The sequence below is a fragment of the Phycicoccus ginsengisoli genome (assembly GCF_054779295.1).
The window spans coordinates 57,050-81,677 of the sequence record NZ_BAAGYN010000004.1; the positions used below are offsets into that span (position 1 = coordinate 57,050).

The 24,628-nt window shown below is 74.1% G+C and carries 24 protein-coding genes and 1 pseudogene; 8 read left to right on the plus strand and 17 right to left on the minus strand.

Features of this window, described 5'->3' with window-relative positions; translation table 11 throughout:
• The first annotated feature begins 16 nt into the window (after nt 1-16).
• A complete protein-coding gene (locus tag ACYVDO_RS07635; RefSeq protein ID WP_460934402.1) occupies nt 17-1,060 on the plus strand; it encodes a helix-turn-helix transcriptional regulator in 1,044 nt (347 codons plus the stop codon).
• A 253-nt stretch (nt 1,061-1,313) separates the two neighbouring features.
• A complete protein-coding gene (locus ACYVDO_RS07640; RefSeq protein ID WP_460934404.1) occupies nt 1,314-3,530 on the plus strand; it encodes a HelD family protein in 2,217 nt (738 codons plus the stop codon).
• An 81-nt stretch (nt 3,531-3,611) separates the two neighbouring features.
• On the opposite strand, the gene ACYVDO_RS07645 is transcribed toward ACYVDO_RS07640, so the two are convergent.
• From ACYVDO_RS07645 to ACYVDO_RS07685, 9 genes and pseudogenes are all read right to left on the minus strand, one after another.
• Entirely contained in the window at nt 3,612-4,922 is a 1,311-nt protein-coding gene (locus ACYVDO_RS07645) for an adenylosuccinate synthase (protein WP_460934406.1), read from the minus strand.
• A 100-nt stretch (nt 4,923-5,022) separates the two neighbouring features.
• Nucleotides 5,023-5,859, minus strand: a complete 837-nt coding sequence (locus ACYVDO_RS07650) for a hypothetical protein (protein WP_460934408.1) — start codon at nt 5,857-5,859, stop codon at nt 5,023-5,025.
• 304 nt (nt 5,860-6,163) lie between these two features.
• Nucleotides 6,164-6,574: a DUF3151 domain-containing protein gene (locus ACYVDO_RS07655; protein WP_460934410.1), complete on the minus strand. Its 411-nt coding sequence runs from the start codon at nt 6,572-6,574 to the stop codon at nt 6,164-6,166.
• Nucleotides 6,571-7,596, minus strand: coding sequence for a class II fructose-bisphosphate aldolase (fbaA, locus tag ACYVDO_RS07660; RefSeq protein WP_460934412.1), 1,026 nt, complete (start codon nt 7,594-7,596; stop codon nt 6,571-6,573). The genes ACYVDO_RS07655 and fbaA overlap by 4 nt, the downstream gene beginning before the upstream one ends.
• A gap of 81 nt (nt 7,597-7,677) precedes the next feature.
• Nucleotides 7,678-8,943 (minus strand): RNA polymerase sigma factor, encoded by a 1,266-nt coding sequence (locus ACYVDO_RS07665; protein ID WP_460934414.1) that lies wholly within the window; start codon nt 8,941-8,943, stop codon nt 7,678-7,680.
• Nucleotides 8,940-9,302: a YciI family protein gene (locus ACYVDO_RS07670; protein WP_460934416.1), complete on the minus strand. Its 363-nt coding sequence runs from the start codon at nt 9,300-9,302 to the stop codon at nt 8,940-8,942. Before ACYVDO_RS07670 ends, ACYVDO_RS07665 begins: the two co-directional genes overlap by 4 nt.
• Before the next feature lie 7 nt (nt 9,303-9,309).
• A complete protein-coding gene (locus ACYVDO_RS07675) occupies nt 9,310-9,672 on the minus strand; it encodes a YciI family protein (protein WP_460934418.1) in 363 nt (120 codons plus the stop codon).
• A gap of 10 nt (nt 9,673-9,682) precedes the next feature.
• On the minus strand, nt 9,683-10,042 hold the full coding sequence (locus tag ACYVDO_RS07680; RefSeq protein WP_460934420.1) for a YciI family protein: 360 nt from the start codon (nt 10,040-10,042) through the stop codon (nt 9,683-9,685).
• Between the two features lie 153 nt (nt 10,043-10,195).
• A pseudogene (locus tag ACYVDO_RS07685) lies at nt 10,196-10,867 on the minus strand (TrmH family RNA methyltransferase); the annotation flags it as partial.
• A gap of 67 nt (nt 10,868-10,934) precedes the next feature.
• Between ACYVDO_RS07685 and ACYVDO_RS07690 the strand changes: the two are divergent.
• The 3 genes from ACYVDO_RS07690 to ACYVDO_RS07700 all read left to right on the plus strand — a co-directional run bounded on the left by ACYVDO_RS07690 (nt 10,935) and on the right by ACYVDO_RS07700 (nt 14,733).
• Nucleotides 10,935-11,810: an LLM class flavin-dependent oxidoreductase gene (locus tag ACYVDO_RS07690; RefSeq protein WP_460934422.1), complete on the plus strand. Its 876-nt coding sequence runs from the start codon at nt 10,935-10,937 to the stop codon at nt 11,808-11,810.
• A gap of 172 nt (nt 11,811-11,982) precedes the next feature.
• A complete protein-coding gene (locus ACYVDO_RS07695) occupies nt 11,983-13,893 on the plus strand; it encodes a GTP-binding protein (protein ID WP_460934424.1) in 1,911 nt (636 codons plus the stop codon).
• 150 nt (nt 13,894-14,043) lie between these two features.
• Nucleotides 14,044-14,733 carry a DedA family protein gene (locus ACYVDO_RS07700; RefSeq protein ID WP_460935038.1) on the plus strand — a complete coding sequence of 230 codons (690 nt, stop codon included), beginning with the start codon at nt 14,044-14,046 and terminating at the stop codon, nt 14,731-14,733.
• Nucleotides 14,734-14,743: 10 nt separating this feature from the next.
• On the opposite strand, the gene ACYVDO_RS07705 is transcribed toward ACYVDO_RS07700, so the two are convergent.
• From ACYVDO_RS07705 to ACYVDO_RS07725, 5 genes are read right to left on the minus strand one after another with little or no spacing between them, the layout of a single operon-like run.
• On the minus strand, nt 14,744-15,370 hold the full coding sequence (locus tag ACYVDO_RS07705; RefSeq protein WP_460934426.1) for a response regulator: 627 nt from the start codon (nt 15,368-15,370) through the stop codon (nt 14,744-14,746).
• On the minus strand, nt 15,367-16,590 hold the full coding sequence (locus ACYVDO_RS07710; RefSeq protein WP_460934428.1) for a sensor histidine kinase: 1,224 nt from the start codon (nt 16,588-16,590) through the stop codon (nt 15,367-15,369). The genes ACYVDO_RS07705 and ACYVDO_RS07710 overlap by 4 nt, the downstream gene beginning before the upstream one ends.
• A gap of 37 nt (nt 16,591-16,627) precedes the next feature.
• Nucleotides 16,628-17,437, minus strand: coding sequence for an ABC transporter permease (locus ACYVDO_RS07715; protein WP_460934430.1), 810 nt, complete (start codon nt 17,435-17,437; stop codon nt 16,628-16,630).
• Nucleotides 17,434-18,393 (minus strand): ABC transporter ATP-binding protein, encoded by a 960-nt coding sequence (locus ACYVDO_RS07720; protein ID WP_460934432.1) that lies wholly within the window; start codon nt 18,391-18,393, stop codon nt 17,434-17,436. Before ACYVDO_RS07720 ends, ACYVDO_RS07715 begins: the two co-directional genes overlap by 4 nt.
• A gap of 33 nt (nt 18,394-18,426) precedes the next feature.
• Entirely contained in the window at nt 18,427-19,653 is a 1,227-nt protein-coding gene (locus ACYVDO_RS07725) for an MFS transporter (protein ID WP_460934434.1), read from the minus strand.
• A 25-nt stretch (nt 19,654-19,678) separates the two neighbouring features.
• Here ACYVDO_RS07725 and ACYVDO_RS07730 point away from each other — a divergent pair, with 25 nt between their 5' ends.
• Entirely contained in the window at nt 19,679-20,386 is a 708-nt protein-coding gene (locus ACYVDO_RS07730) for a winged helix-turn-helix domain-containing protein (protein WP_460934436.1), read from the plus strand.
• Between the two features lie 325 nt (nt 20,387-20,711).
• Here ACYVDO_RS07730 and ACYVDO_RS07735 read toward each other — a convergent pair whose 3' ends face one another.
• Genes ACYVDO_RS07735 through ACYVDO_RS07745 form a run of 3 tightly spaced genes read right to left on the minus strand, consistent with a single transcriptional unit; the run spans nt 20,712 to nt 22,889 of the window.
• Nucleotides 20,712-21,473 (minus strand): LemA family protein, encoded by a 762-nt coding sequence (locus tag ACYVDO_RS07735; RefSeq protein WP_460934438.1) that lies wholly within the window; start codon nt 21,471-21,473, stop codon nt 20,712-20,714.
• Nucleotides 21,474-21,522: 49 nt separating this feature from the next.
• Entirely contained in the window at nt 21,523-22,077 is a 555-nt protein-coding gene (pyrE, locus tag ACYVDO_RS07740) for an orotate phosphoribosyltransferase (RefSeq protein ID WP_460934440.1), read from the minus strand.
• Between the two features lie 44 nt (nt 22,078-22,121).
• Complete coding sequence (locus tag ACYVDO_RS07745) at nt 22,122-22,889, minus strand: SDR family NAD(P)-dependent oxidoreductase (protein ID WP_460934442.1); 768 nt, start codon at nt 22,887-22,889, stop codon at nt 22,122-22,124.
• A 45-nt stretch (nt 22,890-22,934) separates the two neighbouring features.
• On the opposite strand from ACYVDO_RS07745, the gene ACYVDO_RS07750 reads away from it, so the two are divergent.
• Both ACYVDO_RS07750 and ACYVDO_RS07755 read left to right on the plus strand, forming a co-directional pair.
• Complete coding sequence (locus tag ACYVDO_RS07750; RefSeq protein WP_460934444.1) at nt 22,935-23,720, plus strand: exodeoxyribonuclease III; 786 nt, start codon at nt 22,935-22,937, stop codon at nt 23,718-23,720.
• 1 nt (nt 23,721) lies between these two features.
• Nucleotides 23,722-24,618 (plus strand): alpha/beta fold hydrolase, encoded by an 897-nt coding sequence (locus ACYVDO_RS07755; RefSeq protein WP_460934446.1) that lies wholly within the window; start codon nt 23,722-23,724, stop codon nt 24,616-24,618.
• Nucleotides 24,619-24,628 lie beyond the last annotated feature (10 nt).

Consider the following 24,628-nt stretch of genomic DNA (forward strand, 5'->3'; position numbering starts at 1 on the left):
GGCAACGATGTGCGCCATGGCTGGAGCCGACCCGGACGCCCAGGACGACCCTGGGCACCCCGTCCCCTCTCCGGCCGACCTCGCGTCGGCGCTCGACCTCGACCACAGCGACGCCGAGCAGGCGGTCACCCGGGCGTACCTCGCCGTCGTCCAGCATCCCGAACCCAGCCGGTCGCTCCTGCTGGCCCAGGGGATGCAGGCCCCCCTGGTCGACCTGGCCCTGCGGCTGCTCGCCGAGCGCGGGCTGCTGCGGGTGCACGCAGGCGGGACCATCGAGGTCCTCCCGCCGGACATCTCCCTGCCCGCCCTCGCCCAGGCCTACGAGCGGCAGGCCCGTGGCGCCCGGTCCGCCGCCCACGAGCTGGCCCAGGTGTTCTTCCAGGCCCGGGCGGCCTCGCGCGCCCCGGACGCCGGCGCGATCCGCGTGCTCGACTCGATGGAGGAGATCGCCGCAGCCACGGCAGAGGCGGTCGCCTCGGGCCGCGAGCGCATCCGGACCTTCCGCACCCTCTCCCCCCGCACGCGAGCGGTGTTCGCCGCCCCGCTGCACGCCCACGAGGAGACCAGCCACGGGGTGGGAGGGACCACGCTGGACTACACGGCGGTCTACGACACGGCGGTGCTGGCGGTCGACAACGTCCTCGAGGTGCTCGCGGCCCGCGAGCGCGGAGGCGAGCGGGCGCGGTTCAGCAGCGCTGTGCCGTTCTCGGCGGTCATCGTCGACGACACGTCGGCGGTCGTCGACCTCAGCGAGTTCGACCCCTCGGGCTCCGGGTCGGTCGTGGTGCGGGCCCGCCCGATGGTCCTGGCCCTCATCGCCCTCGCGGACCAGCTGTGGGACCGCGGGTCGCCCCTGCACCGCGACGCCCCCGGTGGCGACCGGCGCGACCGCACGATCCTGGCCCTGCTGGCCGCCGGCGCCCCCGACGCGACCATCGCCCGGCAGACGGGCATCTCGCAGCGCACGGTCGAGCGGCGCGTGCGGGCCCTCATGGACCAGCTCGGTGCGAGCACCCGGTTCCAGGCCGGGGTCCAGGCTGCCCGGCGCGGCCTGATCTGAGCCACCGGCCCGGGACCTCGTCGCGGGGCGAGGGTGCGTCTGGTGCCGACGAGCCGTCCAGGGGAGCGCCCCCCTTCGGGCCCACCGTCGGGCCCACGGTCGGCCCCACCGTCGGGCTCACGTGGGGCTCACCGTGGGGCCCACTGTCCGGCCCGGTCCGGGTCGCCGTCCGGATGCCGCGGACCGCGCACGGGCGCGCACGACGCCGGGCTAGACTCGTGCGTTCGCTGGAGGGACGACAGGAAGACCACTCGTGACCGATTCGGACCACACCACCCGCGCCGACACGGCGGAGGTGGCCCGCGAGATCGCCGTCGAGCAGGCCCACGTGGACCTCGTCTACGCCGAGCTCGCCAAGGCCCAGGCCCGGGCCGGCCTCGTCGAGGCCGACGGCCTCGCCCGCGGTCGCACCGACCGGACGGGGGACGTCCGGGACGAGGAGCTGACCGGCCTCTTCGAGCGCGACGCGCTGGTCTTCAACGCCGCCCGCCGTCGCACCACCCTCGACACCCAGTACGAGGGCCTCGTCTTCGGCCGGCTCGACCTCGACCACGCCCTCTCGCACGACGGCTCGGCCCCCGACCGCGAGGTCCGCTACATCGGCCGGCTCGGCGTCCGCGACGACGACTACGAGCCCCTGGTCGTGGACTGGCGCGCCCCCGCCGCGGCTGCGTTCTACCGCGCCACCCCGGTCGAGCCGATGGACGTGCTGCGCCGCCGGGTGCTGCGCTGCAAGGGCCCGGACGTCGTCGGCGTCGAGGACGACCTCATGGTCGCCGAGGCGCCCGACGACCTCGTCGTGGTCGGCGACGGCGCGCTCCTCGCCGCGCTGACCCGCAGCCGGGGCGCGCAGATGCGCGACATCGTCGCGACCATCCAGCGCCACCAGGACGAGGCCATCCGCGCCAGCGCCCGTGGCGTCACCGAGATCACCGGTGGCCCCGGCACCGGCAAGACGGTCGTCGCCCTGCACCGGGCGGCCTACCTCCTCTACTCCGACCGCCGGCGCTTCGAGTCCGGCGGCATCCTCGTCGTCGGCCCCTCGTCGGCCTACACGGCCTACATCGAGCGGGTGCTCCCCTCGCTGGGCGAGGAGTCGGTGACGCTCCGGTCGCTCGGCGACGTCGTCGACGGCATCACCGCCACCCGGCTGGACACCCCCGAGGTCGCGGCGCTCAAGGGTTCGCTGCGCATCCGCCGCCTGCTGGCGCGCGCCGCCGGGGGCCGGGTGCCCGACGCCCCCACGACGTTCCGCGCGTTCATCGCGGGGCACGCGGTCCGGGTCGACACCCCGGCGCTCGACCGGATCCGCAGCAGGGTGCTGCGCGACCGCCAGCGCAACCTCGCGACCAAGGCGGTCGAGGCCGCGCTCGCCGAGGCGGCCTGGGCCAGCGTCCGCGAGGGCGACCGGGCCGAGTTCATGGACCGGTTCGACGGGCACCTCGAGGTCGAGGCGTTCCTCGCGCGGTGGTGGCCGCAGGTCGACCCGCGCGAGGTGCTGCTCTGGCTCACCGACGCCGAGCTGGTCCGCCGGCACGGCCAGGGCGTGCTGGCCCCCGCGGAGTGCGACGCCTTCGCGGCGTCCCTGCGCGAGGCCCTCGAGACGGGCACCTGGTCGGTGGCCGACGCCGCCCTCGTGGACGACCTCGCGGCCCGACTCGGCACCGTGCAGGAGGCGCCGCCGGAGGAGCGCGGCTTCTACGAGATCGAGGAGCTCGAGGACGTCTCGCAGTTCGGGGTGGCCGAGGTCGGCCCCGTCAGCGGCAACGGCCGTGGCGCTGCGACCCGGACGGCGCCGACCGACCCGCGGGAGCGGCTGCTGCACGGGCGCGTCGAGGGTCCGGGCGAGTACGCCCACGTCCTCGTGGACGAGGCGCAGGACCTCTCGCCCATGCAGTGGCGCATGCTCGGGCGGCGGGGCCGGTTCTCGTCGTGGACCGTCGTCGGTGACGCCGCGCAGGCCTCGTGGCCGGACGCCGAGGAGGCCGCGCGGGCGCGCGAGGAGGCGTTCGGCTCCCAGGAGCGCCGCCTGTTCCACATGGACACCAACTACCGCAACGCCCGCGAGATCTTCGACTACGCGGCGCGCGTGGTCCGGGCCGAGGTGCCCGACGCCGACATCCCTGCCGCAGTCCGGGAGACGGGCGTGCAGCCGGTCGAGGCCCGCACCGGCGCCGCGGACGTCGTGGCGGCCGTCCAGGACGCGGTGGAGGCGCTGCTGGCGGAGGTCGAGGGCTCCGTCGCCGTCGTCACCCCGGGCCGGTATGCCGACCGGCTGGCCGCCGTCGGCGGTGCCGGCGGGGGGCGGGTCGTCGTCATCGACCCGATGTCGACCAAGGGCCTGGAGTACGACGCCACGGTCATCGTCGACCCGCCGGAGATCACCCGGGAGTCCCCCGGCGGCATCCGGGTCCTCTACGTCGCGCTCACCCGTGCGGCGCACCGGATGACGGTGCTCACGGTCGACTAGCCCAGCCGACGACGAGGTCGCACAGGACCGCTCGGGCCCAGCCGTCGAGGAGCATGGGGAAGACGGCGCGCCACGGCCGGGTCAGGCCGGCTGGGCATCCAGCAGCGGGTGGCGGCTGATGATCTCGTCACGGCCGGGGCCGACACCGATGGCCGAGACGCGGGCCCCGATGAGCTCCTCGAGCCGCAGCACGTACGCCTGCGCGTTCGCGGGCAGCTCCTCGAAGGTGCGGCAGGTGGAGATGTCCTCCCACCACCCCGGCAGCTCCTCGTAGATCGGCCTGGCGTGGTGGAAGTCGGTCTGGTTGACCGGCATCTGGTCGTGCCGGACGCCGTCGACGTCGTAGGCCACGCAGATCGGCACGGTGTCCAGGCCGGTCAGCACGTCGAGCTTGGTGACGACGAAGTCGGTGACGCCGTTGATCCGGGTGGCGTACCGGCCCACGACGGTGTCGACCCAGCCGCAACGGCGCGGGCGGCCCGTCGTGGTGCCGTACTCGGCCCCGGTCTTGCGCAGGAACTCGCCCTTGTCGTCGAACAGCTCCGTCGGGAACGGCCCCTCGCCGACCCGCGTGGAGTACGCCTTGAGGATCGCGATGACGCGCGAGACCCGGGTCGGCGGGATGCCGGACCCGGTGCACGCACCACCGGCGGTGGCGTTGGACGAGGTCACGAACGGATAGGTGCCGTGGTCGACGTCGAGCAGGGTCGCCTGGCCGGCCTCGAGCAGGACGTTCTCGCCGCGCGCGAGCGCCTCCTCCAGCACCAGGGAGGTGTCGGCGACCATGGGGCGCAGCCGCTCGGCATACCCGAGCAGCTCCTCCATCACCTCGTCGACCTCGACCGCGCGACGGTTGTAGATCTTCGCCAGGACCTGGTTCTTGAACGCCAGCGCGGCCTCGACCTTCTGCCGCAGGATCTTCTCGTCGAAGAGGTCCTGGACGCGGATGCCGTTGCGCGCCATCTTGTCGGCGTAGGTCGGGCCGATGCCGCGGCCGGTGGTCCCGATCTTCCGGGAGCCGAGGAAGCGCTCGGTGACCTTGTCCAGGACCCGGTTGTACGGCGCGATGATGTGCGCGCTCGCGCTGACCACGAGGCGGGAGGTGTCGACGCCGCGCGCCTCGAGCCCGTCGATCTCCTCGAACAGCACGGCCAGGTCGATGACCACGCCGTTGCCGATCACCGGGATGCAGGTCGGGGTCAGGATGCCCGAGGGCAGCAGGTGCAGCGCGAACTTCTCGCGCCTGCCGTCCTTCTCGATGACGATGGTGTGGCCGGCGTTGTTGCCGCCGTTGAACTTCACGACGTAGTCGACGTCGGAGCCCATGAGGTCCGTGGCCTTGCCCTTGCCCTCGTCGCCCCACTGGGCACCCACCAGCACGATCGCCGGCATACCCACACCCTTCCTCGGTCGTCCAGCGGCCCGCGGAGACGGACCCGGTCAGGCAGCAGGCCCCTGGCGTGGACGCGCAGGGGCCCGATCCCCGGAAAGGCTACCGGTCGTCGCCCCCGGCGGGGTCCACGAGACCCTCCCGGGCGACCGCCAGGCCGAGCTGGAACCGGGTCTGGGCGCCGTGGACCTCCATCAGCGCGGCGACCCGGCGGCGCACGGTCCGCAGGCTGACGCCGAGGTAGCGGGCGATCGACTCGTCCTTCAGGCCGAGCACGAGCAGGCGCAGCAGGCGCAGGTCCGAGCCCGGGGCGTTGGTGTCGCGCGCCACCGGGAGCGCCCGCTCGAAGGCCCGGTCGAACAGGGTGGTGAAGGCCGCGACGATCATCGGCTCGCGGATCAGCACGTAGTCGGCCGCGGCGTTGCCCCACTCCGCGACCGCCATCACGGCCTCGTCACCGAAGATCGCGAAGTCGCTGGGCGGCACCAGGCTCACCCGCTGCTCCTCCCCGGCCGCGGCCCAGGACTGCACCCAGGCCCGGCCCTCGCCGGACACCATCGCGTCGGCGGGGTAGATGGTGCGCTGTCGCACCCGGCCGGAGCGCAGGATGTCCTGGGTCCGCCGGACGCTCTCCTCGTCCAGGCCCGGGCCCACGTCGAGGCTGAGCACGCAGCTGCGGATCACGGTGGTGGTGCGTTCGGTGAGCTGGCGCAGGACCGGTGGCGCGAGCTCGGCCGCCACCCGCTCCCACACCGGCGTCGGGCCGCTGCCCTCCGGCGCGCTCGCCCCGGCGGAGAGCTGGAGCAGGGCGTGCCGGACCTCGGCCAGCTCGGTGCGGCGCCGCTCGAGCTCGAGCTCGCCCCGCTCGAGGACCTCGTGCAGGCGGGCGACCGGGTCGTGGAAGAGCCGCTGCACCACGATCGCGTCGTCGCTGGTCACAGGCCTGCCACCGCCCTTCCTGTCATCATCTGTCCATTGGCCGCATAGTGTCACATTCTGGCGTGAACGCCATGCAGAATGGCAGCGCTGCAGCTCTCCCCGGGGAGGCAGGGGACGCATCGGGGAGAACCGCAGCCAGCAGGCTCCGGTCTGCGCAGGGGGCGGAGCCGGGGGACCCGACGGGGGTCGGGTCCCCCGGCATCTCAGTGTCAGGGCCCCTGGGTCGGATCGAGGGTTCAGGTCGAGGGGTCAGCCTGCCCCCAGGTCGGGCGCCTGCGCCCGCTTCCCTGTCAGGTCCGCCGGGTCAGAGGCCGAGCTCGCGCGCTCCCGTCGCGGAGGAGTCGCGCAGGAACTGGGCGCACCGCTGCTCCTCGTCGGTCTCGCCGATCGCGCCGGCGGCCCGCGACAGGGCGGCGAGCGCGCGCAGGAAGCCGCGGTTGGGCTCGTGCTCCCACGGCACCGGCCCCTGCCCGCGCCAGCCGCCGCGGCGCAGGGCGTCCAGCGCCCGGTGGTAGCCGGTGCGGGCGTACGCGTAGCCCTCCACCGTGCGGCCGTCGGCGAGGGCGTCCTCGGCCAGGGTGGCCCAGGCGAGCGAGGAGGTCGGGTGGGCGGCGGCGACCTGGTCGGCCGCCACGCCCTGCTCGAGCTGCGCGGCGGCCGGGTCGACCGGCAGCCGCGTCTCGGGGATGCCCAGCAGGTTGTGGCCCTCGGTCACCGGTGCGTCCCCGCGGAGCGCAGGTGCTCGCAGGCCTCGACGACGCGGGCGGCCATGCCGGCCTCCGCCTCCTTGCCCCAGGCGCGCGGGTCGTACTGCTTCTTGTTGCCGACCTCGCCGTCGATCTTGAAGACACCCTGGTAGTTGGTGAGCATGTAGCCCGCCACCGGGCGGGTGAAGGCGTACTGGGTGTCGGTGTCGATGTTCATCTTCACGACGCCGTAGTCGACGGCCGCGGCGATCTCCTCGGCGCTCGAGCCCGAGCCGCCGTGGAAGACGAGGTGGAACGGCTTCTCGTCGGGCGTGCCGAACTCCTGGTGCACCGCGTCCTGCGCCGCCCTGAGCACCTCGGGGCGCAGCTTGACGTTGCCCGGCTTGTAGACGCCGTGCACGTTCCCGAAGGTGAGCGCGGTCATGTAGTAGCCGTTCTCGCCGGTGCCCAGGGCCCGCGCGGTGGCGATGGCGTCCTCGGGGGTGGAGTACAGCTTGTCGTTGATCTCGTTGGCGACGCCGTCCTCCTCGCCGCCGACGACGCCGACCTCGATCTCGAGGACCACCTTCGCGGCCGCGCACAGGTCGAGCAGCTCGCGGGCGGTCGAGAGGTTCTCGTCCAGCGGCACGGCCGAGCCGTCCCACATGTGCGACTGGAACCAGGGGTTGCCGCCGGCCCTGACCCGCTCGGTCGAGGCGGCCAGCAGCGGCCGGACGAACCCGTCGAGCTTGTCCTTGGGGCAGTGGTCGGTGTGCAGCGCGATGTTGACGTCGTAGTTCTTCGCGACCTCGTGGGCGTACGCCGCGAGCGCGAGCGAGCCCGTGACCATGTCCTTCACCGTGGGGCCGGAGAGGTACTCGGCGCCGCCGGTCGAGACCTGCACGATGCCGTCGCTGCCGGCCTCGGCGAACCCGCGGATCGCGGCGTTGAGCGTCTGCGAGGAGGACACGTTGATGGCCGGGTACGCGAAGGAGCCGGCCTTTGCGCGGTCCAGCATGTCGGCGTACACCTCGGGGGTGGCGATGGGCATGGGGTCTCCTTCGAGCCATCGGTCGGACGTCGTCGTCACACCGATCCTTCCACGTCCCGGTCGCGCGCCGACACCCGCGTCTCAGGTCGTCAGCGCGTCGCGGCGCCGGACCAGCAGGGCGCGCTCGGCGTCGTTGCCGCAGCGCTCGATGGCCAGGGCGTATGCCGCGCGGGCGGCGTCGACGTCGCCGGCGCGGGAGAGCAGCTCGGCGCGGACCGCCGCGAGGCGGTGCCCGTGCGCGAGGTCGTCCTCGAGACCCTCGAGGGCGACCAGCCCGGCCTGCGGCCCACGCGCCTCGGCGACCGCCACGGCGCGGGCGAGCCGGGCGCTCGGTCCCGGCGCGAGCTCCAGCAGCTGGTCGTAGTGGGCCACGACCCGCTCCCAGTCGGTGCGCTCGGCCGACCGCGCGGTCGCGTGCTCGGCGGCGATGCGGGCCTGCACGGCATACCCGGCCGCCTGGACGGTGATCGGCCCGGTGAGGTGCGGCGAGGCGAGCAGCCCCAGTGCCTCGTCGACCTCGTCGCGGTGCCAGCGGGTGCGGTCCTGGTCGGGCAGCAGCACGATGCCGCCCGCGGAGTCGACGCGGGCGTCGCGGCGCGAGTGCTGGAGGAGCAGGAGCGCGAGCAGGGCGACGAGGACCGGCTCGCCGGGGCGCAGCCGCAGCACCACCCGGACCAGCCGGATGGCCTCCCCCGCAAGCTCGGTGCGCAGCGCGTCCGGGCCGCTGCCGGGCGCGTACCCGGCGGTGAAGGCGAGGTACGCGGTCTGGGCGACGACATCGAGCCGCTCAGGGAGCTCGGCCGCCGACGGGACCGTGAACGGGATCCCGGCGCCCACGATCTTCTTCTTGGCGCGGGTGATCCGAGCCGCCATCGTCGGCTCCGGCACCAGGAAGAGCCGGGCCACGTCGGCCGTGCCGACACCCAGGACGAGGCGCAGCGTCAGGGCACTGGCCGCCGCGGGGTCGAGCGCAGGGTGGGTGCACAGGAGGACCAGGCGCAGCAGGTCGTCCTCGACGAGGTCGCCCGGGTCGGCGCGCACCATACCCGCGCGCTCCGCCTCGCCCTCACCCTCGACCACGAGCAGGGGCACCTTGCGCTGCGCCATCGCCTCGCCGCGCAGCCGGTCCAGGACCCGCCGGCGCGCCGTGGTGTGCAGCCAGCCGGCGGGGTTCTCGGGCACACCGTCACGGGGCCAGCGCCGGGCGGCGGCCTCGACGGCGTCGGCGAGCGCGTCCTCGACCAGGTCGAGCCGGCGGAACCGCGCGAGGAGCAGGGACACCAGGCGTCCCCACTCCTCGCGCACGACGTCGGCGAGGACGTCGGCCGCCGACCGCTCGGAGGTCACGTGCCCTCGTACCCCTCCACGGGCACCGTGGGCCGGAGCTCCACCGCGTAGACGCGCGGCAGCAGCCTCGCGGCCGCGATGGCGGTGTCGAGGTCGGGCAGCTCGACCTCGTAGTAGCCGCCGACCTGCTCGGTGAGCTCGACGAAGGGGCCGTCGGTCACGGCCACGGTGCCGTCCTCGCGGTGCCGGACCGTGGTCGCCAGGTCGGCGTCGGCGAGGGCGGCGCCGGCGACCCGGCGGCCCCGCTCGTCGACGAACCGCTCGAAGTCGTGGTGGGCGTCGAAGTACTCCTGCCTGACCTGCTCCGACGCGTCCTCCCACTCCCCCGGGCGGTACGCCAGGAGGACGACGTACCTCATGGCAGCGTCACGAGGGCCGGTCCTCGGGGGTGACGACGCGGCGCACCTCGACGCCGTCCCCGAGGCTCGCGATGATCTGGCAGCAGTCCAGGAGGTCGTCGAGGTCGTCGGTCTTCACGGTGTAGAAGCCGCCCACCTGCTCGGTGACCTCGGCGAACGGCCCGTCGGTGACCGGGCCGCCGCCGGCCGGGATGCGCCGGCCCTCGCTCGTGGCGTGCAGCTCGGCGCCTCCGGTGATGGTGTGGCCCCGCTTCCCGAGCTCCTCGGCGAACCGGGCGTACTCGGCATACCCGGCCTTGCGCTTCTCGACGTCCATGGTGGTCCACCAGCGGTCGGCGTCCCCCACGATCAGCACGACGTACTCGCTCATGACTGCCTCCTCACATGCCCACGGTCGGGCGGATCTCGACGGCCGGGTGGAACGGCGTGGCGAGCAGCCGGCCGCACACGCGCGCCAGGTCCTCCACGTCGTCGGTCTCGACCAGGTAGTAGCCGGCGACCTGCTCGGCGCTCTCGGCGTAGGGGCCGTCGGTCAGCGCGACGTCGTCGAGGGCGCTGCCCCGGACGACGCGCGACTGCGACGACGGGGTGAGCTGCGCTCCCCCGGTCATCTTGTGCCCGCGCTCGGCCAGGAGCTGGACGAACTCGGTGTGGGCGGTGTGCAGGTCCTGCTTCTCCTGCTCGGTCGCGGTGGCGTACCGGCCCTCGGGGCTCGGCAGCAGCACGAGGTACTGGGTCATGGCTGGTTCCTCTCGTCAGTGGGACTGCGTGCACCCTGGTGACGTACGGGCGGCGGCCGGATCGACAGCCGGCCGCGAGGTCTTCTGCGCCGGGACGTTCCGGGCGACGACGTGCTGGCCGCCGACGTGCTGGCCGACGACGTGCTGGCCGCCGACGTCCTGCGCGAAGACGTGCTGGCGGACCCACGCGTGCATCGCGACCGCGGCCGCGGCGCCGGCGTTGATCGAGCGGGTCGACCCGAACTGCTCGATGTGCAGCACCTGCGCGCAGGCCGCACGCACCTCCTCGCTGAGACCCGGCCCCTCCTGGCCGAAGACGAGCACGCAGTGCCGCGGCAGGGTCGCCGTCTCGAGCGGGCGCGAGCCGGGCAGGTTGTCGATGCCGACGAGCGGCATGCCGGTGGGCCGGCCCTCGTCGTCCGGTGGCCCGGCGGTGGCGGCCCAGGCGACCAGGTCGTCGACGGCCGGGTGGTGCAGCTCGTGCTGGTAGCGGTCCGTGACCATGGCCCCGCGACGGTTCCACCGGCGGCGGCCGATGATGTGGAACGCCTTGGCGTTGAACGCGTTCGCCGTGCGGACGACCGAGCCGATGTTGAAGTCGTGACCCCAGTTCTCGATGGCAACGTGGAAGTCGTGCCGCCGGGTGTCGAGGTCGGCGACGATCGCGTCGTGCCGCCAGTAGCGGTACCGGTCCACGACGTTGCGCCGGTCGCCGTCGCGCAGCAGCTCGGGGTCCCAGTGGCCGCCGCCCGGCCACGGGCCGGGCCAGGGCCCGACGCCGATGACGTCCTCCCGCTGGCTGACCTCGTCCGTCTGCTCGCCCACAGACCCACCCTAGGTCCGGCGGCTGCCGGTGGGTGCGGTCGTCGGCGGGCGCTGCCACGATGCCGGGATGGCTTCCACCTCGCGCCCCCGGCTCGGCATCGCCTTCGTCCCCACCCTCCCGCCGGAGTCGCTGCCCGACCTGGCCCGGGCGGCCGACGAGCACCTCGACGACCTGTGGGTCTGGGAGGACTGCTTCAAGCAGAGCGGCATCGCCTCGGCGGCCACGGCGCTCGCGTCGACCAGCCGGGTGCGCGTGGGGCTCGGCCTCATGCCCGCCGCCCTGCGGAACGTCGCGATCGCGGCCATGGAGGTCGCCACCCTGGCCCGGCTCTTCCCCGGCCGGTTCGTGCCGGGCGTCGGGCACGGCGTCCAGGAGTGGATGGCGCAGGGGGGTGCCCGGGTGGCCTCGCCCATGACCCTGCTCGAGGAGTACACCGACGCGCTGCTGCGACTGCTGGCCGGCGAGGAGGTGACCACCGAGGGTCGCTACGTCCGGCTCGACCGGGTGCGGCTGGACTGGCCGCCCATGACCCCGGTCACGCTGATGAGCGGTGGCCACGGCCCGCGCACCCTCGCCCTCGCCGCGCGGCTGGTGGACGGCGTCCTGCTCGCCGGAGGCCTCGGCCACGACGACCTGCGCTCGGCCGTCGACACGATCCGCGGCGTACGCCCGGCCGGCTCCACCGTGCCGGAGGTGGTGCACACCCTCATGGCCGACACCGGTCCCGGCGCCGACGAGCGCGTGGTCGCCGACCTGGCCGCCTGGGGCCTCGAGCCGACGGGGGGACGAGCCGTCGTCGGCGACGCGGCCGCGGTGGCGGCGGCCGTGCGGCGGTGCGGCGAGCTGGGTGCGACCACGGTGGTCCTCCAGCCGACCTCGGGCACGGACGCCGCAGCGTTCGCCGCGTGGGCCGGCCGCGAGGTGCGTCCCCTGCTCGGCTGAGACTGCTCGGCTGAGCCACTCCGGTCCGCCACGGCGGCGAAAACCCTTTGCCGCCGGCGGTCGCCGCCTGCTGCCATGGAGGAACACCGACCGACGACCGAACCGGAGAACCCGATGCGAGCTGCTTCCACGTCCCGCCAGGTACCCACCTACCGAATGGATGTGAAGGCAGTTGCGCACGTTGACCGTCGGGGTCGTCGCGCATGTTGACGCCGGCAAGACCAGCCTGACCGAGCGGATCCTCTACGAGGCCGGGGTCCTCGACCACCCCGGGAGCGTCGACACCGGCGACACCCAGACCGACTCGCTCGAGCTCGAGCGACGCCGCGGGATCACGATCCGGTCCTCGGTCGCCTCGTTCGCGTGGCACGACACCCTCGTCAACCTCCTCGACACCCCCGGCCACTCCGACTTCGTCGCCGAGGTCGAGCGGGCCCTCGCGGTGCTCGACGCGGCCGTGCTCGTCGTGTCGGCCGTCGAGGGGGTGCAGGCGCAGACGCTCGTGCTCATGCGGGCCCTGCAGCGGCTGGAGCTGCCCGCCCTGCTCTTCGTCAACAAGCTCGACCGGGCGGGCGCCGACCCCGACCGCGTCCTGGGGCAGGTCGCCGACCGCCTCACCGCGGGCGCCGTGCCGCTCGGGGTGGCGGAGGGCCCGGGGAGCCGCGACGCGGCATACCAGCCCTTCCCGCTGAGCGGCACCGAGCGGGCGGACCTGCGGGCCCGGACCCGCGCGGGCGAGGTGCAGCCGGTCGTCTTCGGGTCCGCGATCACCGGCGTCGGCGTCCGCCCCTTGCTCGACGCGGTGACCGACCTGGTCGCGGCGAGCCCTGAGGACCCGGGCGGCGAGCCCGCGGGCGTCGTCTTCAAGCTCGAGCGCACGCCGGGCGGGCACCGCCGGACGGTGGTGCGGATGACCGGGGGCACCCTGCGGGTGCGCGACCGGCTGCCCCTGCCGGGCAGCCGGTGCGAGCGGGTCACGGGGATCGAGGTCTTCGACAGCGGCGGCCCGCGGCCGGCCGAGGCCGTCGGCGCCGGCCGCATCGCCGTCCTGCGCGGCCCGGTCACGGCGCGCGTGGGCGACACGTTCGGGCCGCGCCGCGGTCGGCGGTATGCCGTCGAGCTGGCCCGACCGAGCCTGGAGACGGTGGTCGACCCGGTCGACCCCCGTGACCGGGGGCGCCTCTTCACGGCGCTGACCGAGCTCGCGGAGCAGGACCCGCTCATCGACCTGCGGCTCGACGACGGCCGCGGCGAGGTGGCCGTGTCGCTGTACGGCGAGGTGCAGAAGGAGGTCATCGCGACGTTCCTGGCGGAGGACCACGGGGTGCGCGCCTCGTTCCGCCCGACGACGCCGGTCTGCGTCGAGCGGGTCGTGCGGCCGGGGGCCGCGCACCGGGTCATCGACGTGGCGCCCAACCCGTTCCTGGCCACGGTCGGGCTGCGGGTGGAGCCCGCCGAGGTCGGCCGGGGCGTGGAGCTCGGCCTCGAGGTCGAGCTGGGGTCGATGCCGCCGTCGTTCTTCACGGCGGTGCGCGAGGGCGTCGAGGCCACGCTGGGGGAGGCGGTCCACGGGTGGACGGTGCCCGACTGCCGGGTCGTGGTGACCCACTCGGGCTACTACCCCCGGCAGAGCGCGATGCACGCGAGCTTCGACAAGGCGATGTCCAGCACGGCGGCCGACTTCCGCAGCCTGGCCCGGCTCGTGCTCGCCGAGGCGCTGGTGAAGGGCGGGACGGTCGTGTGCGCCCCGGTGCACCGGTTCGAGCTCGAGGTGCCCCAGGACCTGCTGGGCACCGTCCTGGCCGAGCTGCCCCGCCACCGGGCCGTCCCGCTCACGACCCGGGTCACGGGGTCGTGCGCCACGGCTCCGGCGGTGCTGACCGGCCACGTCCCCGCCGAGGAGGTGCACGGGCTGCAGCAGCGGCTGCCGCACCTGACGCGGGGCGAGGGGGTGCTCACGACCGTGCTCGACCACCACGGGCCCGTGCCGGGGCCGCCGCCCGAGCGGCGGCGCGCGCAGCCGGACCCGTTCGGGCAGATCGGCGACTGGACCCGGATCTCCCGCAGCTGGCCCTCCGGGTGAGCTGGCAGCAGGCACGGCCTGGTCGTCCCGCGCCGAGCCCTCCTTCCCGCCCAGCCTCGTGCTCACCAGCCTCGCCCTGAGCAACCTCTCAGGCCCTTCACAGCGCACGATTCGGGCAGGACCGCCCGCACCGCATACCCTTGCCGGGTGATGGCACCCTCGCTCGGCCCCAACTGGATGGACCCCCAGTGGCTCCTCGGGCAGTTCGGCGCCCAGTTCTTCTGGGTCGGCGCGGCGATCGTCTTCGTCGAGTGCGGGCTGCTGTTCCCGATCCTGCCGGGTGACTCGCTGCTGTTCGCGGTCGGCCTGTTCATCGCGGAGGGCTCGATCAAGGTCAACATCGTGCTGGCCTGCGTCGTGCTGAGCCTCGCCGCCTTCGCCGGCAACGTCGTCGGGTACGAGATCGGCCGCGCCGTGGGCGCCCCGCTCTACGATCGGGACGGCCGGTTCCTCAAGAAGAAGTACTTCGACGACACGCACGCGTTCTTCGAGAAGTACGGGGCCAAGGCCCTCGTCATCGGCCGCTTCGTGCCGATCGTGCGCACGTTCATCACCGTGGTGGCCGGGGTCGGCCGGATGGACCGCCGCCACTTCTTCGTGTGGTCGGGCGTCGGTGCCGTCCTGTGGGCGACGAGCGTCACCCTGCTCGGGTACTTCCTGGGCAACGCGTTCCCGATCCTCAAGGACCACCTCGAGGCGGCGATCCTGGCGATCGTGCTCGTGTCGGTCATCCCCATGGCTGTCGAGATCATCCGGGCCCGGCGCGGTCGCACCGCCAGCGAGGAGATCCTCGACGAGACCGGCGAGGCCGTCAGCGACCTGCGCGACCAGGCCTACTGAGCCGCGGGTCTCAGAGCTCGATCAGGCCGGCCCGGTACGCCGCGGTGACGGCCGCCGTCCGGTCGGTCACCCCGAGCTTCTCGAACGACCGCAGCAGGTGCGTCTTCACCGTCGCCTCGCCGATGTGCAGCTCCCGGCCCACCTGGGCGTTGGACAGGCCACGGGCCACGCACTGCAGCACCTGCGTCTCGCGGTCGGTGAGCGTGGGGGCGGCGGGCGCGCGCAGGCGGTGCGCGAGCCGGGCCACGACCGGTGGCGCGAGCACCGTCTCGCCGCGTGCGGCACGGCGGATGGCGTCGGCCAGCGTCTCGCGGGGGGCGTCCTTGAGCAGGTAGCCCGTGGCGCCGGCCTCGACCGCCCGCACGATGTCGGCGTCGGTGTCGTACGTCGTGAGCACGAGCACCGCGGGACCGTCCTCGTCGGCTCGCAGCCGCGCCGTCGCAGCGGCGCCGTCCACCCCCGGCATCCGCAGGTCCATGAGGACGACGTCGGGACGGTGCCGCCGGGCGAGGACGACGGCCTCCTCCCCGTCCGCGGCCTCCGCCACGACCTCGAAGTCCTCGAGGTCCGAGAGCATCGCCACCAGCCCCATCCGCACGACGGGGTGGTCGTCGACGACCAGCAGCCGCAGGGTCACCGGGGCACCTCCACCCGCACGCGTGAGCCGTGGCCGGGGCTGCTGTCGACCTCGAACCGGCCGCCGACCTCCGCGACCCGGGCGGTCGCGCCGTCGAGGCCGTACCCGGCCCGGTCCTGCCCGCTGTCGAAGCCGACCCCGTCGTCGGTGACCTCGAGCGACACCGGTTCGCCGGCGGCATACCGGAGCCGCACCTCGAAGGAGCGGGCCGCGGAGTGGCGGCGCACGTTGGCCAGGCTCTCCTGGGCGCTGCGCAGCAGCACCACCTCGGAGTTCGCGGGGAGGACCTCGGGCAGCCCCTCGACGACGAGCCGGCCCTGCATGCCGCTGCCGTCGGCGACCGCGTCGACGAGGCGCTGCAGCGCCTCGGCCAGGGTGCGCGACTGCAGGTGGCCCGGGGTCGTCTCGGCGACGATGAGCCGAGCCTCGGCGAGGTTCTCCGAGGCCGTCTGCTCGATCACGCGGAGCCGCTCGCGGACGGCGGCGAGGTCACCGCGCTCGAGCGCCGACTGCGTCGCCCGCGCCAGGGTCACGACGGAGGTGAAGCCCTGGGCCAGGGTGTCGTGGATCTCGCGGGAGATGCGCTCGCGCTCGACCGCGACGCCCTGCGCACGCTCGACGGCGGCGAGGTCGTCCTGGGTGCGGCGCAGCTCGTCGATGGTGCGGGCGCGGGTGTCGGCCTCGCGGATGATCCGGTCGATGAACAGCCCGAGGGTGAGCGAGAGCACGAGCATGATGACGGTGCTGATGGCGATGCCGACGAGCTCGTCACCGGTGCGCGGCCCCTGCCAGATCCGCGCGAGGCCGATGCCCACGACGGCCAGGACGACCGCCACGGCTGCCCGGTTGCGCGGCAGGCTCGCCCAGGTCTGGGGGAACAGGCCGAAGGTGAGGATCCACGCGGTCCCGGTGCCGTCGAGCGCCATGAGGACGACCATCAGGACCCACGCGACCGTGACGTAGGTGAGGGCCGCGTTCGACTGCGACTCGCCCAGGCCGCGCCGGCCCCACACGGCATACGCGGCGGCGATGCCCGCCACGCACGCGAGCTGCCAGGACAGGTGCGCCTTGCCCTCGGCGAGCATGACGACGACGGTCGTCGCGAGGAGCACGGCGAAGAGCGCGTGCCACCAGACCAGCTGGCGCTGCCACATCTGGTCGAGCTGGTGGGAGGAGGTCCCCGGCAGCGGCGCGCACTCCACCGGGTCGTCGGTGCTCACGGGCCCATTCTGTCGTGCGGAGCCGCCGCGGGGACGGTCACGTGCTGCCCCGCCTGGTCCAGCGGAAGGTGCGGACGCACACGAGCAGGCCCACGAGCAGCCAGGCGGCGAGCACCAGCGCGGTGCGGCCGTGCTCCCACGTGCCGGCCATCTCCTGCGTCTGCCAGTCCTGCGGGAAGAACACCGAGCGCATCCCCTGGGCGATCCACTTGAGCGGGAAGAGCGCCGCCACCTGCTTGAGCCACTCGGGCAGGTCGGTGAACGCGAAGTAGACGCCGGAGATGAACTGCAGCACCAACGTCGGCGCGATGACGGTGGCGCCGACCGAGCGGGCCGAGGTGGCGAGCGAGGAGTAGGCGATCCCGAGGACGGAGCCACCGGCCACGCCGAGCAGGAAGACCCAGAGGAAGGTCAGCCAGCGTCCCGCGTCCGTGGGCAGCTGCACCCCGAACCCCAGCCGCGCCACTCCGATCAGCAGGACGAACTGGGCCAGCGAGGTCGACGCGACGAGGCCGACCTTCCCGAGGAAGTACGACAGCGGCGGCATCGGGGTCGAGCGCAGCCGCTTGAGCGTGCCGTCGTCGCGTTCGGCCGCGACCGACAGCGCCATCGACTGGAAGCTGGTGAGCATGACGCCGGCCGCGGCCATGCCCGGCAGGAAGAACCGGGCGGCGTTGACCCCGACCGCCGCGGCGTCCCCGTGCTCGAAACCGGGCCCGAAGATGACCGAGAACATCGAGAGCATCAGGATCGGGAAGGCGAAGGAGAAGAAGACCGCCTCCTTCTCGCGGAAGTACATCTTCAGCTCCAGGACGCTGCGGTCCCAGCCGATGGCGAGCGCGGTCATCGGGCGACCTCCAGGTCGGGAGCGGCGCCGGGTGCGGCACCTGCAGGGTGGGCGGCGGCACCCCCGGCGGCAGTGGGCGCGAGGGCGGTGTCGGCGCCGACGGCCGTACCGGCGAGGTGCGGGGCGATGAGGGAGAGGTAGGTGTCCTCGAGCGAGGGGCGGGTCACGGTGAGGCCCGGGACCTCGCCGCCGTGCGCCGACGCCAGCCGGGCCACGAGGGCGGTCGGGGCGGGGGTGCGTTCGGTGTGCCGCTGCCCGGAGGGGTCCTCCCAGGTGACGGTCGCCTCGGAGGCCGCCCGGCCGCCGATGTTCGCCGGCGAGTCGATGGCGAGCATCCGGCCGCCGGCGATCACGCCGACCCGGTCGGCGAGGTGCTCGGCCTCGTCGAGGTAGTGGGTGGTGAGCAGGATGGTGGTGCCGCCGCCGGCCAGCCCGCGGATGAGCTCCCAGAAGTCGCGCCGCGCCTGCGGGTCGAACCCGGTCGTCGGCTCGTCGAGGAACAGCAGCTCGGGCGACCCGACGATGCCGAGGCCGACGTCGAGCCGGCGCCGCTGCCCACCGCTGAGCTTGCCGACGCGGTCGTCGGCCTTGTCCGTGAGGCCGACCGCGTCGAGCACCTCGTCCACGCCGCGCGGGCGCCGGTAGACCTTGGCGGTGCTCGCGAGCGCCTCGCGGGAGGTGATCAGGTCCAGGCCGGTCGAGCTCTGGAGCACGATGCCGATCCGGTTCCGCCAGGCCAGGCCCGCCCCCTGGGGGTCCTCGCCGAGCACCTCGACGGTGCCGCCGTCACGCCGGCGGAAGCCCTCGAGCACCTCGACCGTGGTCGTCTTCCCGGCGCCGTTCGGGCCGAGCAGCGCGAAGACCTCGCCGCTGCGGATCTCGAGGTCGAGGCCGTCGACGGCCGCCCGGGTGCCGTACGTCTTGCGCAGGCCGGTGACGCGGATGGGGTGGTCCATGCCACCAGCCTGCCGGGGTCGGCGGCGTCCGCGTCAGCCCCGGACGGTGGATCGCGTGTCCACCGACCGGTGGACACGCGCGGCCGCCGCGAGCGCGACGAGCAGGCCGGCGCAGCCGGTGACGAGGTATGCCGTGCGCGGCCCGGACAGCACCGTGAGGACGCCGCCGAGCGACAGGGCGAGCACCGAGCACCCGCGGGAGACCCCGCTGACGAAGGCGACGACGGAGCCGCGACGGCCCGCCGTGACCTGCGACAGGAGCAGCGCGAACAGCAGCGCGTTGACGACCCCGAGGGCGGCGCCGGACACGGCACTCCCCGCGAGGTACGCGGCATACGTCGGCGCGAGGCCCTGGGCCACCTGGGCGAACGCCACGACCACGATGGCGCCCAGCACCGTGCGGACGCGGACGCCCGGTCGGGTGACGGCCCCGGCGGCGAGGGCGCCGACGACCGCGGCCCCGCCGTGCACCGTCTCGGCGAGCCCGTAGGCGGCAGCGGAGGCGCCGAGCACGTCCCGGACGAGGAAGACCTCCGCGGCGTTGACCGACTCGACGGCGACGACCACCGGGAAGAGGGCCAGCACGAGCACCCACAGCACGGGGAGATCGCGCAGCGCCGCCACCCCGGAACGGGGCAGGACGGCGTCCCAGCCACGGGGCCGCGGGCCGGCCGGGGCCGCGGCACCGACCCGCAGCGCGGCACCGGCGAGGGCCAGCAGGACGAAGGTGACCGCGTCGAGGGCCAGGACGAGGTCGGTGCCGCCGGTCTGGACCAGCACCCCACCGAGGCCGGCGCCCGCAGGCCCTGCGACGCCGCGCAGCGCCTGCTGGAGCGAGACAAAGCGGCCGACGCGGTCCTCGCCGACGAGCGCCGGCCCCACCGCTCCCCACGCCGGCTGACCGAACGCGAAGCCGGTCTGCATCACCAGGACGAGCAGGCAGGTGGCGGCGAGGCCGTCGGCGACGGCCAGCCCGGCCGCCGCGCCCGCCTGGAGGAGCCCGGTCGCGAGCAGCAGGTGCCTCGGCTCTGCCCGGTCGGCGAGCGCGCCGGCGACCCCCGTCGTCGCGACCACCGGCAGGGCGAAGCAGACGAGCAGGGCCGCCACGGCGGCCGGGCCCCCGGCGGAGGCGTGCGCCCGCAGGACGAGCGCCACCATGGCGGCCGAGTCCCCCGCCACCGAGACGGCACCCGCGCCGAGGACGACGGCCGCTCCGGGCGTCGTCGCGACGGCTCGCCATTCCTGAAAGAAACCTTTCACAGTTTGTGAAGGTAGTCTTTCAGGTATGCCGCGGTCAACCACGCAGTCGCAGGGCGCCGAGCGGACGTCACGGGCCGAGAGGGCGCGCCCTCGCGGGGGGACGTCACGTGCCGCGAAGGGGAGCCCGCGCGACGGGGCGCCGCGGGCCGAGGAGGCGGTGACCCGTGAGGAGCTGCGGATCACCGACCCGCGGGCCCTGCGCGCGCTGGCCCACCCGGCCCGCCAGCGGGTCGTCACCGAGCTGTACTCGGGCGAAGTGCTCACCGCCACCGAGGCGGCCCGCCTCTGCGACGTCACGCCGTCGGCGATGAGCTACCACCTGCGGGCGCTCGCGACGTGGGGGATCGTCGAGCGGGTCGAGTCCGGCGACGGCCGCGAGCGGCCGTGGCGGGCGGTGGCCGACAGCCTCACGATCACCCCCGGTGCGCACCGGGCTGCGGGCATCGACGACAGCCGGCTGTCGGTGCACGAGTGGTTCGCCGACCTCGAGGGGGGTCTGGACCGGCTCGCCGTGCTCGTGGCCGACGGCGAGGAGCACGGCATGACCGCCCGGGGACGGCTCTGGCTCACCGACGACGAGGAGCGCGAGCTGCGGGAGTCCCTGCACGTGCTCATCCGGTCGTACGGCGGCCGCACCAGTCGCGACCACCCGGACGGCGCCCGGCCGTGGGACGTCTACGGCCTGGTGCTGCCCGCCCGTCGCGCCGACCAGCCCGCCCGACCCACGGCCTGATCCACCGACCGACCCACGGCCTGACCTACCGCCTGGCCCGAGGCCGAGCCCCCGCTGCCGGCCAGGACGACGCACTGGTGCCGCGTCCTACGTCACTGATCGGCCTGCCCGATCAAGGACGTAGCGAGCCGCCGAGCGCACGGGACCGGTCCTGCGTCACTGATCGGCCTGTCCGATCAAGGACGTAGCGAGCCGCCCGGCGCATCAGGGCCGCCCTGCGTCACTGACCACCGTGCGGATCAGTGACGTAGTGCCCCGCCGGGTGCACCGGACCCGTGCTACGTCACTGAGCACCATGCGGATCAGTGACGGAGGACAGCGAGGACTACGGCTGGGCCGGCGGCTCGCCCTGCTGGGGCGGCGTCGGCGGTGCCTGCTCGGGCGAGGGTGCCGCCGCCTCCGGAGCGGGACCGGCCGCTGCGGCAGCACCGGCCGGGGGCACCGCATCGGTGCCGGCACCCGCATCCCCCGCGCCCGCAGCCCCGCCGCCGGCATACCCGCTCGGGGGCGGGATCGTCGCCTCGCGCTGGCCGAAGTCGACCTGCACGGGCTCGCGCTCGGCGGCCGTCTCGGTCTCGAAGTACTCCTCGCGGTGCACGCCGAACATGCCGGCCACGACGTTCGAGGGGACCGTCTCGACCTTGGTGTTGAGCTCGCGGACGTTGGCGTTGTAGTAGCGCCGGGCGCTGGCGATGCGGTCCTCGGTGGAGGTCAGCTCGCCCTGCAGCGCCAGGAAGTTCTGGTTGGCCTTGAGGTCGGGGTAGGCCTCGGCGACGGCGATCAACCGCCCCAGCGCCGCGGACAGCAGCCCCTCCGACTGCGCCTGCTGGGCCGGGGACTGCCCGCCGCTCATCGCGGCCGAGCGCGCCTTCATCACGTCCTCGAGGGTGCCCCGCTCGTGGGCGGCATACCCCTTGACCGTCTCGACGAGGTTGCCGATGAGGTCGTGCCGGCGCTTGAGCTCGACGTCGATCTGCCGCCACGCCTCCTGCACGAGGTTCCGCAGCTTGATCAGCCCGTTGTAGATGCCGACCGCCCAGAGGGCGAGCAGCACGACGAGGACGAGAATGACGATCGCGACGATCACGGGCTTCCCCTTGCCTGTCCGGACAGGACGTCTGTCGGTCGAGGCGATCCTAGGCCAGCCCGAGCTCCTCGAGCCCGTAGACGAAGCGGTACTCGAGCCCGGCCGCGGCGAACTTCTCGGCCGCCCCCGTCGCGCGGTCGGCGATGGTGGCGACCGCCACGACCTCGGCACCCACCTCGCGCGCGGCGTTCGCGGCCTCGAGCGGGGAGGCGCCGGTGGTGGAGGTGTCCTCGACGACCACGACGCGGCGTCCCTCGATCGACGGGCCCTCGATCCGCTGCTGCAGCCCGTGGGCCTTGCCGGCCTTGCGGACCACGAAGGCGTCCTTGCGGTCCCCGGCAGCGGCACTGGCGTGCAGGATCGCCGTCGCGACCGGGTCGGCGCCGAGGGTGAGCCCGCCGACCGCGTCGAACTCGAGGTCCTTGACCAGGTCACGCATCACGATGCCCACCAGCGGCGACGCCTCACCGTCGAGGGTGATCCGGCGCAGGTCGACGTAGTAGTCGGCCTCCTTGCCGGAGGACAACGTCACCCGGCCGTGCACGATGGCCTTGTCCTTGATGATCTCGAGCAGGCGGGCGCGGGCGGCGGCGATGTCGGTCACGGGCGACCAGCCTACCGATGCCCGCGCACCCAGCACGTGACCGTTCAGTCCCTGGGGCGGTGGGCCTTGCGAGCCCGGGAGCGCACGAGGCCGCGCGGCAGGACGCGCAGCGCTCCCACGATCGCCTTGTACTGCGCGCCGGGCACCGAGACGACGCGCCCCTTCGCGACGTCGTCGAGGCAGGCGCGGACCAGCTTGTCGGCGTCGAGCCACATGAACTCGGGGATGCTCGACATGGTCACGCCCGCACGCTGGTGGAACTCGGTGTGGGTGAAGCCCGGCAGGAGGGCGGTGGCCGTGACGCCGGTGCCGGCGAGCTCGGTCGCGAGGCCCTCGGTGAAGACGGTGACGAAGGACTTCACGGCCGAGTACGGCCCCGACGCGATCTGCCCGGCCACGGACGAGACGTTGACGATCGCCCCGTGACGACGCACGCGCATGGCGTTGGCGGCGGCGTGCGACAGGACGAGCACGGCGCGGCCGAGGACGTCGAAGAGCGCCTCCTCGTCCTCGATGGGGTTGTCCAGGAAGCGCCGCTTGAGCGAGTAGCCCGCGTTGTTGACGAGCAGATCCACCGGCCGGGCCTGGTCCGCGAGCCGCTCGGCGACCTTGCCCGTCTCGGCCCGGTCGGACAGGTCGGCGACCAGGATCTCGGTGGAGACGCCGTACTTCGCCCGCAGGTCGTCGGACACGTTCTCCAGCCGCGCCCGGTCGCGCGCGACCAGGACGACGTCGTGGCCGCGCTCGGCGAGCTGGTGGGCGAAGGACAGACCGATTCCGGCGGTGGCGCCGGTGACCAGGGCAGTGCTCATGCGGTCACTGTACGGCGGTTACCGGGGGTCACCTAGGGTGGCTCCGTGCGTATCGCCACCTGGAACGTCAACTCGGTCCGCTCCCGCATCGACCGGCTGGAGGCGTGGCTGCAGCGCACCGACGTCGACGTGCTGGCGGTCCAGGAGACCAAGGCGACGGACGCGCAGTTCCCCTTCGACCGGCTCAAGGCGCTCGGCTACGAGGTCGCCCACCACGGCCTCAACCACTGGAACGGCGTCGCCATCGTCTCGCGCGTGGGGATCAGCGACGCCGAGCCCTCCTTTCCCGGCGCCCCCGGCTGGGGCGAGCCCGCGGTCGTCGAGGCCCGCGCCCTGACGGCCGTCTGCGGCGGCGTCCGCGTGGCATCGGTCTACGTCCCCAACGGGCGGGGCATCGGCGACCCGCACATGGCCTACAAGCTCGACTGGCTGGCCCACCTGCAGGCCCACGCGAAGGGCTGGGTCGACCGCGGGGAGACCGCAGCGCTGATGGGCGACTGGAACATCGCGCCGCAGGACGAGGACGTCTGGTCGATGGAGTACTACCTCGACAAGAGCCACGTGTCGCCGCCCGAGCGGGCCGCCTTCCAGGCGTTCCTCGACGCGGGTTACGTCGACGTCGTGCGGCCGCACGCACCGGGACCGGGCACCTACACCTACTGGGACTACACGCAGCTGAGCTTCCAGAAGCGGCGTGGCATGCGGATCGACTTCGTCCTCGGCACCCCGGCCTTCGCCGCCCGCGTGGCCGGTGCGGCGATCGACCGGGAGGAGCGCAAGGGCAAGGGCGCCTCCGACCACGCCCCGGTCGTCGTCGAGCTGGAGGACTGACGTGGCGGGGACGTCGGGGGCGGACCGCCGTCCGGGCACCGGGCGGACGTTCACGGTGGCGGCGCCCGACGGCGCGCTGCTGCGGGTCGAGGAGCACCTCCCCGGCTCCCCGGCCGGCGAGGGCGCACCGACGGTCGTCCTTGCGCACGGCTGGACCCTGACCCGGCAGTCGTGGCTGCCCGTGGTCGAGGTGCTGCTGGAGCGCGGCCTGCGGGTCGTGTCCTACGACCAGCGCGGGCACGGCGGCTCCTCGCCGCTGCGCGGCGCCGCCAGCGTCCGTGCACTGGGGGACGACCTCGCGGCCGTGCTCGGCGTCGTCGCCCCGGACGGGGACGTCGTCCTCGGCGGCCACTCGATGGGCGGCATGACGGTGATGGCGTATGCCGGCCTGCACCCCGACGACTTCGGGCACCGGGTGTCGGGCGTGGTGCTGGTCGCGACCTCGGCGGGCGACCTCGGCACCGGCCTGCCGCGGGTGCAGGGTGCGGCGATGCGGCTCGCGGCGCGGATGCCCGCCATCGCCACGGGACGCCTCGTCACGACCAGGGGACAGCGCCGGCTGCTGTTCGGCGACGAGGCGCACCCCGAGCTCGTCCGCCTCACCCGCGAGCAGGTGGCGGCGACGACCCTGCCCACCCTCGGCCGGTTCCACGCCGCCCTGGGCGAGCACGACGAGACGGAGGCGGTCGCGCGGCTCGCGGCGGTGCCCACCGTGGTGCTCGTCGGCTCCCGCGACCGGCTCACCCCGCCCCGGCACGCCCACCGGCTCGGTGAGCTCGTGCCCGGCGCCCGGGTCGTCGAGCTGCCCGGGCGCGGCCACATGCTCATGTACGAGGCCACCGACCACGTCGTCGACGCCTTCGACACCGTCCTGTCCGCCCGGCCCGACCCGAGCTGACACAGACCGA